This is a genomic window from Lacticaseibacillus baoqingensis, from assembly GCF_003946165.1.
GTDB classification, from domain to species: Bacteria; Bacillota; Bacilli; order Lactobacillales; family Lactobacillaceae; genus Lacticaseibacillus; species Lacticaseibacillus baoqingensis.
Map to the genome: position 1 here is coordinate 16,908 of NZ_RHOI01000003.1, position 14,853 is coordinate 31,760.

Here is a 14,853-nt window from a genome sequence, read left to right on the forward strand (position 1 = left end):
AACATGTGCCGCCTCACTTGTCAGCAACTGCTGCCACCAGCGTCTTCATGAAGCGATCCACGGCCTGGCGGGCAAGCGGCCAGTCGTCATTGGCGATCACGGTGGCACTGGCACAAAGCGCTTGCGGCAGCTTGAGATCGCGCTGGTACTCAGGGCTGGCTAAGCGCTTGGCGACGGCTTGCGGAACATCTCCGCGGCCAAGCAGGCGGGTTTTTAAGATGGCAGGGTCATCGATCGTTAAAAATAACGTCGCCACTGCCGGCCCTAAGGTTTGCGCATAAGTGATCGCCCCTTGCGTATCCAACACGATGCTGGCAAACGCAGAACGCGCCCAAGCGGCATAAAGCGATTCATAAGAACTCCCATATTGATACCCAGCATACGTCACGTCTTCAATGTAGTGATTATGGGCAAAGCTGGCCGGTGTCTCAAAGGCGTAATCGACGCCATCCACTTCCCCAACGCGCTTGGGCCGCGTGGTATGGGTGATCACCCGCTGGATCGCATATTGTTCACTCAAATAGCGGCTGACAGTGGTTTTACCGGTACCCGTTGCGCCGGTGATCACGATCAACTTATGCTTCACTAGGGTGTCCTCCATCAACAAATGCCGGCACGACTTCGATATGCAGCTGATACGCTTCTGTTTGGTCCATCACATTGATCACGTAATGGTCATCATCAAACCAGCTCAAGGTCAAGGTATCTGCCGTCGCCGCATCTAATTGCACCACATCACACTTACCAGCAGCCAAAAACGTCATCACTTGATCTAATAAGGCATGAATATCCCCTAGCGTACTGGCAGATAATTCATTGACTAATAGGTGTAACGCTTTTTGCGTTGCTTGTGCATAAGTCGCCAAAGGTTCATCATCTAATCCCGCATGAAACACGGCCAGCGAGCCTTGTTGATAACTCGCACCAACCACCCCATATTGCATCTGCAACGCCTCTTTTCCTTTTCATTCAGTATAGCATTCAGCGGGACAAAAAAACCGCGGTTCCCCGCGGTCAGCTCAACTTTTAAAGGCGCCGCGCAAAGCTAGGCGCGAAGTAAGACATGCTTTGGATCGTGACAGTTTGACCCGGTTCTGGCGCATGGATGTATTGCCCACCGCCAATATAGATCGCCACGTGATAAGCACTGCCAACGCCACCCCAAAAGAGTAAGTCGCCAGCTTGCAGGCTGGATAAGGAAACATTGCTGCCCAAAGTGCTCATGGCTTGAGAAGTCCGCGGCAAGCTGACGCCCATTTGCTTAGCAGCGTACCAAACCAGCCCGGAGCAATCAAAGCCGCTTGGCGTGCTGCCGCCCCAAACATAAGCGACCCCAATATACTTTGCGGCCACGCCGCCGATCCCGCCGATGCTGCCGGCAGCGACACTGCTTGAAGCCGCTGGGGTGCTGGCTGCTTTAGCGGTGCTGGTAGCAGCAGGCGCTTTGGCGGTGCTTTCAGCAGGCTTGGTCGCGGCTGCTTTAGCAGCGGCATTAGCCTTGCTTAAATCACCTTGTAACGATTGCACAGCGGTTTGGTTAGCCGCCACTTTGGCTTGTAAGTCCGCTTGCTTGGCTTGGATCGACTTGTTTAAAGCGGTCAATTGTGCTTGATCTTTTTCAAGCTGCGCTTCGTTAGCTTCTAATTCAGCCTTATTCTTGACTGCAGCTGCTTTGAGGCCAGCTAATTTGTCGCCAGCAGCTTGCACATCACTCAACGCTTCTTTGTTGGCGGCATTGAGCTTGCCAACGGTGAAGGAACGCGATACCGCATCAGACATGTTGTCAGCATTCAAGACGAAATCAACATAAACGTTGCCAGTGACCGATTCACCCGCTTGCTTTTGCAGTGATTGTAATTGCTTCTTCATCACTGCCGTGCGCTGGGCGAGTTCTGCTTGGGCCTTGGTGATCTGCGCATCGTAGGTGGCAATTTGCTTAGTTGCCTGAGCAATGTTGGCTTTGGCGTCAGCTGCGGCTTGCGCCTTTTGGGAGGCTTGCGCGTCCACTTTCGCCACTTGGGCTTGGGCCGCTTGCAGTTGCGCCTGTAAGGACGATGTTTCCGACTGCTTGTCGCTTAAGGCGGTTTTCGCATCGCTGACACTATCTGCTGCCACGCTTTGTAAGCCGACCCCAGTTGTTGCCAAAACGGTTGCTGCTGCGATCAAAGTCACTGTCTTCATCAGTTTCATTATTGGTTGGTCTCCTCTAAGTTTCTAATAAGCAGTGTATCAAACCACTATTACAGGACTGTAACATGACAGTTAAGCCTTTGCGACGTCGCTTCAAGGATAAGATACGCAAAAAAACCGGCTTGCGCCGGTTTTTGCTTAACGATGGATGTAAGTGTAGCTGGATGCGCCGCTGACCACTTGGGTGTTAGGACCACCTGGTGTGGAAAAGCCCATGCCGCCTTGTTGGATGGTGATGGAACCACCATTGACTGCAACGACGTAAGCAACGTGGCCGTATGAACCATCAGCGGTCCATTGACCACCAACAGATTGACCGGCACCAAAGACGACGATCGAACCTACCGCTGGGCTGTTGTTAACGGTAAAGCCTTCAGCAGCAGCAGAAGCGCCCCATTGGCAACCGTTGCCCCAATGATTGCCGGCCCAAGGTGCTACCGACTTCACATACCAGGTGCATTGGCCGTAAGCATAGGCATTCCCAGCAGAATCGCTGGATTGATGGGTCCCACCATTGCTGGTAACCGGCGCTGCTGGAGTTGCGGCAGGGGTCGTGCTCTTGGCAGCCGCCGGGGTGGCTGCTGGGGTCGCCGTCGCTTTAGCAGAGAGTTTTGCTAAAGTTGCTTTGGCAGCGGCATCTTGTTGCGCCGCTTTGGCTTGTAAAGCCACCAAAGTGTCTTTATTCGCGTTGATCTTATCGTTCAAAGCAGAAGACTTGGCATCTGCGCTGGACTTCAAGCTGACTAATTCAGTTTTTTCAGTTTCCAAAGTGGCTTTGGTTGCCACTAAGGTTTGCTTCTTGCTGACTTGTTCAGCTTGTAAGTCGGCCAACTTGGTCTTCGCGTCGTTGACCGCATTCAAGGCATCCTTGTTGGCTTGGTTCAACTTGTTGACCGTCGAGGTCCGTGAAATCAAATCTGATAAATCATCGGAGTTCAAGACGAAGTCAACATAGACGTTGCCGGTAACGGAATCCCCAGCTTCTTTTTGTAAAGAAACTAATTGTTTTTTCAATACCGCTTTACGGGCGGCTAATTCGGCTTGGGTCTTGGCCACTTCGCCTTGTAACGCTTCGATCCGCGCTTGCGTCGCGGTAATCTTGGCTTGGGCATCAGAGATGGCCGTGTTTTTATCATTGATCTGGCCGTCTAACTTGATCACTTCGGCATTGGCCGATTCAAGTTCAGCAACCAGCTTATCAGTATTGCTTTGGTTAGAAGAAATTGCGGATTGGGTGTCGCTAGCCGCGGCTACCTGCGCTGTGGACGCAGCGAAAGCCGTCAGTGTTACTGCGGTAATCATTGTCGTTAGGATCGTTTGTAACTTCATAGAATTTATTCCACCCTTTTATGTTAATCACTGTTATGCAGTCTACCGCTTGAGTATTACACGGCTGTTACAGAGCAATTACCATCGCCATACAAATGCATCTCAAATCGTAACTTAGCGCTTTGATCCGCGCGGCGACGGCGTTTTAAAAGGTCACACAAAAGCACCTTTGGCCGGCGGTTTTCAGGTGCCTGCCAAAGGTGCTTGGAAAATCTCACGTTAAATTAGTTTTGCACCCGCACCAAGAAGTACTTCTTCTTGCCGCGCCGCACGATCACGAATTGACCATCGAAGTGACTGGCAGGATCAACGACGAAGTCCAAATCGCGCTGCTTTTCACCATTGATCGTGATGGCGCCGTTTTGCACGTCTTCACGTGCTTGGCGACGCGACGATTCGATCTTCGTGGTATCCACTAACCAAGTGACGATATTTTCTGGCGTCTTAGGCGCGGTGGTATCAGGAAATTGCTTGAAGCCTTGTTCGATTTCTGCTGCCGTCAAGTCTTGGACATCCCCAGAAAACAATGCCGCACTGATTGCTTCTGCTTGATCAACGGCGGCTTGGCCATGGACGAATTTTGTCACTTCTTGCGCCAAGCGCCGTTGGGCAGCGCGCTTTTCCGGATGAGTCTTTGTGGCTGCGACTAACGCCGCGATTTCTGCTTTGGAAAGGAAGGTGAAGAACTTCAAGAATTTCTCCACATCCGCATCATCTTGGTTGAACCAGAACTGGTAGAACTCATAAGGGCTGGTTTTTTCCGGATCTAACCAAACGGCACCGCCAGCCGACTTGCCAAACTTCGTCCCATCTGCTTTCAACATTAACGGGTTGGTCAACCCATAGACTTTGGCGTCTGCGCCTTGGACCTTATGGATCAAATCGATCCCTGCGGTGATGTTGCCCCATTGATCGGCGCCGCCCAGCTGCACTTGCACATCTTCATGCTTGAACAGCTGCAAGAAATCGATGGATTGCAAGATCTGGTAGGTGAATTCGGTGTATGAGATCCCATTTTCCAAACGCGACGCCACCACTTCTTTGGCCAGCATTTGGTTCACTGGGAAAAGCTTCCCATAATCGCGCAAGAAATCCAGCATAGACAGCTTGCTCAACCAGGTGTAATTATCCACGATCCGAAAATTGTTCCGGCCAAAAAGCCGTTCCATTTGGGCGGTCAATTTTTCCTTATTATGGTTGATCGTTTCCATCGTTTGTAAGATCCGCTCGGAATTGCGGCCAGAAGGATCCCCGATCGATCCGGTACCGCCGCCGATCAAGATCACCGGCTTGTGGCCCATCAACTGGAACCGCTTGAGCATCATGAACGGAATCAAATGCCCGACGTGCAGCGAATCGCCAGTCGGATCAGTGCCGACGTAGATCCCCACTTGTTTTTCGTCAGTCAGCTTGCGCAAACCTGCTTCATCGGTGATTTGATTCAAAGCCCCGCGCCAGGCGAGTTCGTCTAAAATATTTTCAGTCATCGTACTTCCTCCTAAATATGTGGCCAGCCACAAAAAAAGTCCCTGCTCGCATTGCGAACAGGGACGAAATTTCCGCGGTACCACCCAGTTTTATGGCCATAGCCATCTCTTGTTGATGGATAGCGGCATCACCCGTCACCAATATGGATAGGCTGTAATTCAGCTTTGATCCCGGGTTGGCTTGCAGCGACCGCCAACTTTCTGAAACACGGTATCAAACCCTACTAGACCCTTGGTTGCTATTGGCAATAGTTTAGCACAACCTTGCTTGTTGTCAATCATCATCATGGCGCAGGCGCCGACTTCAAGCTTCTTTACCCGGCAAGACACTGTATAATAAGAAATAGGCGGGATCAGCAACGTTCCCCCTAAGGAGATGGTTTACTTTCACCCAACAGCGACTTATAATAATCGTTGTTAGATTAGAATGGTTATAATTTAGTTTTGGAGGCCACACAATGAGCTTAGCAGAAAAGATCAATGTGATGCGGGCCAGCGTTATGGGGGCAAATGACGGCATCCTTTCTGTTGCAGGGATCGTCATTGGGGTCGCAGGTGCGACCAGCAATCGATATGCAATATTACTATCAGGGTTATCCGGCATGCTTGCCGGCACCGTCTCAATGGCGATGGGCGAATATGTTTCAGTCAACACACAGCGCGACAGTGAAAAAAACGCGGTGATCCAAGAAAGCCGCGTTTTGGATGATGACTTCGCCAATGAAGTTCAATTCATCCAACAAAAGTACATTGCCACTGGGATCTCACCAGACTTGGCGGCTAAAGCGACCAATGAAATGCTTAGCCACGATGCGATCAATGTGGCCGTGCGCGAGCGTTATGGCTTTGATCCGCACGAAAAAACCAGTGCGATCGCCGCAGCGATGGCGTCAATGATCTCTTTTCCGATCGGATCGATCTTGCCGCTGGTCGCGATCACCTTCTTCCCAGCGGCGATCCGCATTTGGGCGACGGTGATCGCCGTGGTGATCGCTTTGGCGATCACTGGCTATTCCGCAGCGGCTTTAGGCCAAGCCAACCGCGGGCGCGCGATGCTGCGCAACATCATTTCGGGAATCTTAACGATGCTGGTCACCTATCTTGCCGGCTCGCTGTTTGCTCGCTGAAAGAAGGTTCGCTATGACCACGATAACGTTAAAGAAGAAAAAAAATAAGCAAACCATGGCAGAGCGGGCCAACACCTTGCGCGCCGGGGTGCTAGGGGCTAATGACGGGATCTTGACCGTCGTTGGGGTGCTGTTTTCAGTGGCTGCTGCCACGACCGATCATTTCACCATTTTCATCGCAGGGTTAGCCGACTTGCTGGCTTGTGCTTTTTCGATGGCTAGCGGCGAATACGCCAGTGTGAGTTCGCAAAAAGACACCGAAAAAGCCGTGGTGGCCCAAGAAAAAGCGCTCTTAGCCAGTGACTATGCCGCACAACGCCAAGCGGTGGTCGATCATTACATCCAACGCGGCGTCAGCACCGCGACTGCTGGGCAGATCGCAGATCAGCTTTTGGCTAAAGATGCCTTGGGCACTGTGATCAATGTGAAGTACCAATTGGAAGAAGACCACTACATGAATCCTTGGGATGCCGCTTTTTCATCCTTAGTGGCCGCTGCCAGCGGCGGGATCTTCCCGCTAGTCGCGATGACGCTGTTGCCAGGGATATGGGCTTGGCCAGGGACCATTTTGGCAGTGATCTTATCCAGTTGTTTAACTGGTTTTTTGTCCGCCAAGTTCGGCGACGGCCTGGTGAAAACCGCGATCGTGCGCAACGTGATCATCGGGATCATTACCATGGCGATCCACTATGGCATTGGGCAAGTGCTCTAAATGGCAATCTAAAAGGGCAAGTCTTAAGACTTGCCCTTTTAGATTGCCTGCGATGCCGCTAAATACACTTGCATTGCGATGCTGCCGACCTAGCCCACCCTTTTGGCTTCATGGTGTGCTTGGCGCTTTAAGGTACTGGTCAAGCGTTCCAGCCGTGCAATGGTATCATTCAGCGTTAAGTAATAGTAAACAATATTGCCTTGTTGATGCGATGCCACCATCCCAATATCCCGTAATGCTTTGAGATGATGTGATGTGGCCGGTTGCGATAACCCGATCGCCTTGGCCAGATCATTGACCATTAACCCATGTGGTTCTTGCATTGTCCCCAAGATCATCAACAACCGCTGGCGATTTGGATTTGCCAGTGCGTTTAGATGGCCAATGTCTGATTGAAATTCTTTTAATGCTGCTTCCTGCGCTTGCGAATACTGATCTCCCATACGCCCGCCTCCCAAGTTTTGCGATGTGTCGTTACGCTTAGTCTACCGCACATCAGGGGAAAAAGGTGGATTATTTGCAAAATTCTACTCATTTTTTTTACTTTTATTTAGGATAATCTGGTAGTGCATCATTAATTCGTGTATATTCGCTTAACTAGATCATTGTAAGCGTGACCTATTTCGTAAATTTTGGCTCGCTTTCACAGAATGTTTTCGTTATCATTAAAACAGCGCCGATTCGGCGTTTGAGTAAAATTTACAGAAGAATTCAACGATTTACCTTGCATTATTCCTCACTGTATTTTAATATTTGTCTAATGTAATGCGACATACTTGAAAAGAGGATCACTTATGACAGTTAATATTGATTGGAACAATCTTGGCTTCGAATACATGAATCTCCCTTACCGCTATATTTCTTATTGGAAAGACGGCCAGTGGGATGACGGCAAGTTGACCGACAACAACATGCTGACGATCAACGAAAGTTCACCGATCTTGCACTATGGCCAAGGGGCTTTTGAAGGTTTGAAGGCTTACCGGACCAAATCAGGCAAGGTCCAACTCTTCCGAGTCGATCGCAATGCTAAGCGGATGCAAAATTCTGCCGATAAATTGTTGATGCCGCAAGTGCCTGTCGATAAGTTTATCGACGCCGCCAAGCAAGTAGCCAAGGCCAATGAAGAATATGTGCCGCCATATGGCACCGGCGCAACTTTATACTTGCGCCCGATCTTGATTGGGATCGGTGAAAATATTGGCGTTTCTCCTGCCAAGGAATATCTGTTTACGATCTTTGCCATGCCTGTTGGCTCATACTTCAAAGGCGGCATGGTGCCGACTAAGTTCTTGGTGGCAGATAACTTTGACCGGGCAGCACATTTTGGTACTGGCGGCGCCAAAGTCGGCGGCAACTATGCCGCCAGCTTACAAGCCGGCAAGTATGCTCATGAACATGGCTATGGCGATGCGATCTACTTGGATCCGATCCATCATGAATACTTGGAAGAAGTCGGCAGTGCCAACTTCTTTGGGATCACCAAAGACGGCAAGCGTTTGTTGACGCCAAAGTCCCCTTCGATCTTGCCTAGTGTCACCAAGTATTCGATCCTTGACTTGGCTAAAACCCGTTTTGGGTTAGAAACTGAAGAAACTCAGATCTCCATTCACGACTTGGATCAATTCAGCGAAGCCGGTGCCTGTGGGACTGCTGCGGTCATCACACCGATCAAGAGCATCACTTATGGCGACGATGAATATACCTTTGGTGACGGTGAAATTGGCCCAATGACCCAAAAGATCTATGACGAACTTACTGGGATCCAATTCGGTGATGTCAAGGCGCCAGAAGGCTGGATCTTCCCGATCGACTAGCATGATGATCACGTCACAAAAATAAGGTTGCGCAGCTGCGCAACCTTATTTTTGTGGCCTGTTGTTGACCCGACTCACCCTAAACTGCCGCCATGCACTTCCGTGGCTTCCGTAGCGAGGATAAACGCAGCAGGATCTAACCGATGCACGTTATCGATCAAGTGCTTGAAGTCAGGCTGCTCCACCACGACCATCAACATCTCCATCGCCTGGCCGGAATACCCGCCAACCACCGAATGCACCGTCAGGCCATAGTCGCTTTGATCACGGATAGCTGTTTTGATCAACGCCAGCTCGCTGCTCATGATATACACGGCTTTTTTCCGGTCAAACCCAGTTTCAACATAAGTCATCACCAAGCTCGTCAACGCGATCGCCAAAACGGCCAAAATGAATGCTTCAACGCCTGAGACGAAAATATTGAACACACACACGACCATGTCGATCGCAAACAAGCCGATGGCGGGCTTGAGGCCAAAATATCGCTTGAAGATCAATGGCGGCACCGTCGTCCCACCGCTAGACGCGTCGATGCGGTAATTGATCGCGACCCCAATGGCAAACAAGACGCTGCCGACAATGACGGCCAACAGCCGATCAGACACGATCTGCACTTGCGGGATCACGGCTAACATCAGGGGCAACACCAAGCTTCCGATCAAGATCCGCCGAGTCGTCGCTTGATCTAATAACCACCAGGCTAACGCCAACATGATGACATTGACGGCCAGTGTCGTCACCCCTACTGGGACTTGGAAGGCTTCTTGCACCAAGATCGCGATCCCAGTCGCCCCGCCGGCAGCGACGCCATGTGGGGCATAAAACCAGTTGATGCTGACGGCGATCAACCCTAACGCCAGAAGCATCAAACTGCCGCGTCCAAGCGGCGTACGGAAAAATTTTTGCATAGGTCACCTCTTTTAATGGAATCCTTATCGATACAATAATCATACCATACCTTGTAGGTCTGCCAACCGCGCCTTTAACGTTTTGATCTGGGCATTCAACTGGACCCCAATATCGGTTTCTGCCACTGTGCGCCGCTTGGCTTCAGTTTCCACCACCCGCTTGGTCGAAATGATATCGGTTAAATGCGCCAAGGCTTCTTGCTTGGATACGAATGGCTGATGCGTCACTAATTGCATCCCATATGAATTGTCCAACAAAGTGTAACCGCCAATGCCTGTCGTTTTTTGATACGGGCGCGAAAACCCGCCATCGATCACGAGCATCTTTTTGTTGGCCATGATCGGCGACTTGCCTTTTTTCACTGGGGTGTGCCCATTGATCACATGGCCAAGATCCGGATCTAAGGCAAATGCCGTCAGTAATTTGCGCACAAAGCCTTCTTCATGCCGTAGGTGATAATAAGCGTTGGGATGTTCTTCATGCGTTTCTGGCGCGGCGATGAAATAACGCTCAAACGTGGTCATATCATGCTTGCCAAACAATGGGGAATGCGGACCGGTCCACAAATACCACAACAGATCCGTGGCCAGATCAGCTTGTTCTTTAGGATTGACATAGGCTAAGCGCAAATTGGCTTCAAGCATTTCAAACAACTGCCGCCCGGCATAGGTGGTGCCATTGATGGTCAACCCGATGAATTCTCCATTAGCGTCAACTGGGACACAGCCATGGATCAATAGATTATGGTTATACCGCAGATACATCCCCCCATTGGCGACTAAAAAGTCCATGTGGCGATGCAGTTTCTCCGAATGGGTAAATGCTTTGACCAGCTGCTCGATCACCTGCGCTTCTTCCGGCAGCAAGGCGTAAGGGTCGCTGGCATCAACGGTTTGAAAACAGCCGTTTTCGATCGGATAGCGATGTCCATGACAAAAGATACTGCTGCGATCATTGCTGAGTTTATCCAGCATCAAGCGATGCTGCATTTCAAATTCAGGCCGCCGTTTGATCACGGGGCCTTCCAACTTGAATTGAATGATGGCGATGGCTTGATGGATCTTGGTGATCTCCAAGCGTTCATCTGCAGAAATGGCATCGGCGCCTTTTGGCCGAAAAGCGGGATTATCTTGGTAATAATGTTCTGCCAGCCGCGCTAAATGCCGTAAATTGATGCCATAACGGTCTTCAAGGATCCCCAAGTTGTTATAGCGGGCACAGATCCGGACCAAATTGGCGATGCATAAGGGTGACCCAGCAGCGCCGCCAAGCCACAAGATGTCGTGGTTGCCCCATTGGATATCGACATGCTGCCGCTTGATCAAGGCTTCCATGACCTGATCTGGCGCCGGACCACGATCGTAGATATCCCCAACGATATGGATATGATCAACGGTGAGATGTTGAATGGTCGTTGCAGTGGCAATGATCCAGTCATCTACTTGGCCTAAGGCGATCAAGTTGTTGATGATCGCCCAATAATAATCCAGCTTATCGGCATCATCTGCGGAGTTGTATAACAGTTCTTCTGTGATGTATACAAATGCAGGCGCCATGGCTTTGCGTACTTTTGAGCGGGTGTACTTCGTCGCTGTATAGGCCAATAAGCGTACCAATCGCTGCACCGTGGTCAAATACCACTGATTCAACTCATCTCCATGCAGCTGCTTGTGCCGGGCTTGCAGCCGCTCTTTAGGGTAGTAAACCAAAAAGGCCACTTCTTTAAGCGTCGTTTCCGTCATTTCGCCATGAAAGCACTCGCGGATCTTGGCTAAAACGTTGCCGCTGCCGTTTCTCAAGACGTGTTGGAACGCATTATACTCTCCATGGATATCGCTCATAAACGCCTCTGTGGGTTTAGGCAAGTGCATGATCGCGGTCAAGTTGATCAGTTCAGTAGTGATTTCTGGAATCGTTTGGTAAGGTGCCGTCGGGTCTGTCATCGAATCCCTCCATACAGGTAGACCAATTTTGTAAAACTGTGGTTATCGTAACATAAAAACGCCTTCAAGAAAACGTTTACGACCGGTATCTTAACCAAAATAAAAAAGGAACAGCTCCAAAAAGCTGTCCCTTTTTAAGTTTAGGCCGCAGTGATCACGATATGGTCGTCGGCAACATCTGCTTTCAACGCCTTGACGGCTTGATGTTCCAAGTAAAAGTCTGTGACTTGATCACGGATCGCTTGTTCGATCACCCGCCGCAATGGCCGCGCCCCCATGGCTTCGTCATAACCTTGGGTGATCAGCCATTCCTTGGCCGCTTGGGTGACGGTCAACGAAATGTTTTTCTTCTCAAGCGTGGTTTGCACGGCTGTCAGCATCAAGTCGACGATCTTGCCGAGGTCAGCTTTGGTCAAGTGCGAGAATTCGACGATCCCGTCGAAGCGATTGAGAAATTCCGGACGGAAGAATGGTGCTAACTTAGTCTTCAAGTCGGTGTCGGCATCTTTTTTCCCGGTCAAAGCTTCATTGCCAAAGCCGGCGTTGGAGGTGGCAATAATGATCGTATTCTTAAAGTTGACCACATTACCTTGCCCATCTGTCAAGCGGCCGTCATCCAGCACTTGCAGCAGTAAGGTCAGCACTTGCGGATCGGCTTTTTCGATTTCATCCAGCAACACGATCGCATAAGGATTGCGACGGACTTTTTCGGTCAAGGTATTGCCGTTGTCTTCATAGCCAACATACCCGGCACTGGTGCCGATCAACTTGGAAACCGCGGTGCGATCACTGTATTCCGACATATCCAAGCGAATGATCGCGTCTTTATTGCCAAACATGTCCAAAGCTAACTGCTTGGCCAGTTCAGTTTTGCCGACGCCGGTTGGCCCGACAAACAAGAAGCTGCCGATCGGCCGGTCGCCTTCATCAAAGCCGGCACGGTTGCGCCGGATCGCCTTAGCCACCATGTTGACGGCTTCATCTTGCCCGATCACTTTGTTGCGCAAGCGCTTGCCGATGCCTTGGAGCCGCTGGATGTCATTAGCCCCGAGCTGCGCCACCGGGATCCCGGTCAAGCGTTCCACGGCTTGGGCGACATCGTTAGGCGTAGCCGTGACTGGCTGGTCATCATGATCGTCATCCAAGCGGCTTTGAGCCTGCGCCAATTCTTGTTTCAATTGCGCGGCTTTTTCAAAATCTTCCCGCTTAGCGGCGGCGTCTTTTTGCGCGGTCAAATCTTTGATCTGCTTATCTAACGCCACTTTGTCCACGACTGGATGCTTTGCCGCTAAGTGCGCTGCGGTCATGTCCAATAAGTCGATCGCTTTATCCGGCAGCGTCCGCTGCGGCAAATACTGAACAGAGTAGTCGATACATGCTTTGAGCACTGCGTCTGGCAGCGTCACATGATGATGTTGTTCGTAAAGCTTCCGCAAGCCTTGTAAGATCTGCAAAGTCGTTTCTGGAGAAGGTTCATTCACAGTAATATCATTAAACCGCCGTGCTAACGCAGTATCTTTCATGATCGTGTTGCGATATTCATCTTGCGTCGTGGCGCCGATCACGGTTAGATCGCCGCGCGACAAAGCAGGCTTGATAATATCGGCCAACCCTTTACTGCCGCCTTCACCGGTAGCGCCGGCGCCAAGGATCTGGTGGATCTCATCAAAGAACAAGATCACATTGCCTGCTTTTTTGACTGCTTGCACGAGCTCTTGGATGTTTTGTTCAAACGCACCGCGATATTGTGTCCCGGCTTCGAGATTGGCCAAATCGATCGAATAGATCTGCTTGTCGCGCAACGCTTCTGGCACATTACCGGCAACGATCGCTTGGGCCAACCCTTCAACGATCGCGGTTTTACCCACACCTGCATCCCCGACTAAGATCGGATTATTCTTGATCCGGCGGCTGAGGACTTCTGCAGTTTCTTGGATCTCTTGATCCCGGCCAATGACCGGATCAAGCAAGCCGTCTTTAGCCGCTTGCGTCAAGTTGCGCCCTAATTTTTCAAGAATGCTCTTTTGCTTTGGCGCTTGCGTCGCCACTGGAATATCGTGGCCTTGCTGGCCTTGTTGCGCTTGCAGTTGCGCGACTTCTTCAGGCGTTAGCTCATGGCCATTGACCACATACCGCCTTTGCCCGCTGCCATCCATGTGATGCATCAATTGATCAAAGAAATCATCCATACCATTATTGAAAAATGGATCGTTAAAAGTTGCCATACTCATACCTCCCAACACGTACCTGGTACGTGAGCCTGATGCAACGGCGCTAAAAAAGCACCGCAGACTGACAGCGATGCTTCCTTGCTATGGTCGGACCGCTGTGGTCTTCTTGTTTACATAATATATTATCACACCCTTTTAGCACTCTGTCAAGTAGAGTGCTAATTTTTTGCAAATTAAAAACGCGGCCAACGCTCAGCCGCGTTTTAGCATGCCTTTTCAAAGGCCAGATCCCAATCAGTTTAATTGCCGTGACGGACCAGTAGCGGCACCGCCGACGGTCACCACTGACCCATCATAATGCACGATCACATCAGCAAACGTCATCTTGGGACCGACCTGCCAGCCATCAGCCACTGGTCTGGCACGCAAGGCACTGGCGGCAGTGTTCAGCAATGGTGCCGCGATCGCTATGGCTTGATCGGCGCTATTGATCACATGTGCCGGCGTACTGCTGCTGTCTTGCGCAGGCTGACTAGAAGCAGCTGGCGCTGGCTGACTGCTTGACACACTGGCGGCAGACGATTGACTGGATGCACTGGCAGCAGGCGCACTAGCAGCCGGCGTCGAGGCTTTAGCCGCTTGATTTTTCGCGATCAACGTTTGATCGGTGCGATTCTTCGACGTGGCCCCTCCCGCTTTATCCGCTTGGAAACTGTAGGCTAATAGATAATCACGATTTAGATAACAAAATTCTCCCGCCCCGGTAAAGTTAGCGGCAGTTGCGGCAAACAACCCAGTCACCGTTTTTCTTTGCTTCGGTGCGATCGTCAAAGTCCCTGTTTTCGTGGATTTGATCGGTGCAGCGCCGACAGCTGGGCTCAAAAGAAATTTGCTTTGATCGAATTCGACGCGCTTATTCGTGTCATTGGCCACGGTCATATCCACTAAATAATGGCCATGTGCCTGTGTCTCGTCTGCGATCGCTTTAAAGGTAAAGCTTACTTGATGTTGCTGGGCCACACTTAATTGATGATAATATATGCTTGCCACTTGCGATTGTGACTGCGATTGGGACTGCTTTTGGCTGGTCGGCTTTGCCCCACAACCGATCAATCCCAAAGCTAAGACACCGACGATCAATCCTTGTTTAAACATCTTTTTCCGCCTT

The 14,853-nt window shown here is 50.7% G+C and carries 13 protein-coding genes; 3 read left to right on the forward strand and 10 right to left on the reverse strand.

Translation table 11 applies throughout. The annotated features are described in order from the left end of the window. Window positions 1-13 precede the first annotated feature (13 nt). The 5 genes from EKM91_RS01535 to tyrS form a co-directional block, all read right to left on the reverse strand. Complete coding sequence (locus EKM91_RS01535) at window positions 14-601, reverse strand: guanylate kinase (protein WP_125748680.1); 588 nt, start codon at window positions 599-601, stop codon at window positions 14-16. Continuing rightward, window positions 576-944 (reverse strand): hypothetical protein, encoded by a 369-nt coding sequence (locus EKM91_RS01540; protein WP_125748683.1) that lies wholly within the window; start codon window positions 942-944, stop codon window positions 576-578. Before EKM91_RS01540 ends, EKM91_RS01535 begins: the two co-directional genes overlap by 26 nt. A gap of 82 nt (window positions 945-1,026) precedes the next feature. Beyond that, the gene (locus EKM91_RS01545) at window positions 1,027-2,181 is read right to left on the reverse strand and encodes a C40 family peptidase (protein ID WP_164508422.1); all 1,155 of its coding nucleotides are present in this window, start codon (window positions 2,179-2,181) and stop codon (window positions 1,027-1,029) included. Between the two features lie 147 nt (window positions 2,182-2,328). After that, entirely contained in the window at window positions 2,329-3,519 is a 1,191-nt protein-coding gene (locus EKM91_RS01550) for a CHAP domain-containing protein (protein ID WP_125748689.1), read from the reverse strand. A gap of 224 nt (window positions 3,520-3,743) precedes the next feature. After that, on the reverse strand, window positions 3,744-5,006 hold the full coding sequence (tyrS, locus tag EKM91_RS01555) for a tyrosine--tRNA ligase (protein ID WP_125748692.1): 1,263 nt from the start codon (window positions 5,004-5,006) through the stop codon (window positions 3,744-3,746). 458 nt (window positions 5,007-5,464) lie between these two features. Between tyrS and EKM91_RS01560 the strand changes: the two genes are divergently transcribed. Beyond that, a complete protein-coding gene (locus EKM91_RS01560) occupies window positions 5,465-6,133 on the forward strand; it encodes a VIT1/CCC1 transporter family protein (RefSeq protein WP_125748695.1) in 669 nt (222 codons plus the stop codon). Window positions 6,134-6,146: 13 nt separating this feature from the next. Continuing rightward, window positions 6,147-6,845 carry a VIT1/CCC1 transporter family protein gene (locus tag EKM91_RS01565; protein ID WP_125748697.1) on the forward strand — a complete coding sequence of 233 codons (699 nt, stop codon included), beginning with the start codon at window positions 6,147-6,149 and terminating at the stop codon, window positions 6,843-6,845. 89 nt (window positions 6,846-6,934) lie between these two features. Here EKM91_RS01565 and EKM91_RS01570 read toward each other — a convergent pair whose 3' ends face one another. Beyond that, the gene (locus EKM91_RS01570) at window positions 6,935-7,288 is read right to left on the reverse strand and encodes an ArsR/SmtB family transcription factor (RefSeq protein ID WP_125748700.1); all 354 of its coding nucleotides are present in this window, start codon (window positions 7,286-7,288) and stop codon (window positions 6,935-6,937) included. A 351-nt stretch (window positions 7,289-7,639) separates the two neighbouring features. Here EKM91_RS01570 and EKM91_RS01575 point away from each other — a divergent pair, with 351 nt between their 5' ends. Further along, on the forward strand, window positions 7,640-8,662 hold the full coding sequence (locus EKM91_RS01575; RefSeq protein ID WP_125748703.1) for a branched-chain amino acid aminotransferase: 1,023 nt from the start codon (window positions 7,640-7,642) through the stop codon (window positions 8,660-8,662). Window positions 8,663-8,736: 74 nt separating this feature from the next. On the opposite strand, the gene EKM91_RS01580 is transcribed toward EKM91_RS01575, so the two are convergent. The 4 genes from EKM91_RS01580 to EKM91_RS01595 all read right to left on the reverse strand — a co-directional run bounded on the left by EKM91_RS01580 (window position 8,737) and on the right by EKM91_RS01595 (window position 14,840). Continuing rightward, entirely contained in the window at window positions 8,737-9,570 is an 834-nt protein-coding gene (locus EKM91_RS01580; RefSeq protein WP_125748705.1) for a YitT family protein, read from the reverse strand. A gap of 39 nt (window positions 9,571-9,609) precedes the next feature. After that, window positions 9,610-11,514, reverse strand: coding sequence for a fructose-1,6-bisphosphatase (locus EKM91_RS01585; RefSeq protein WP_125748709.1), 1,905 nt, complete (start codon window positions 11,512-11,514; stop codon window positions 9,610-9,612). 140 nt (window positions 11,515-11,654) lie between these two features. Further along, on the reverse strand, window positions 11,655-13,739 hold the full coding sequence (locus tag EKM91_RS01590; protein WP_125748713.1) for an AAA family ATPase: 2,085 nt from the start codon (window positions 13,737-13,739) through the stop codon (window positions 11,655-11,657). A 240-nt stretch (window positions 13,740-13,979) separates the two neighbouring features. Then, entirely contained in the window at window positions 13,980-14,840 is an 861-nt protein-coding gene (locus tag EKM91_RS01595; RefSeq protein ID WP_125748716.1) for a hypothetical protein, read from the reverse strand. Between the last annotated feature and the right edge of the window lie 13 nt (window positions 14,841-14,853).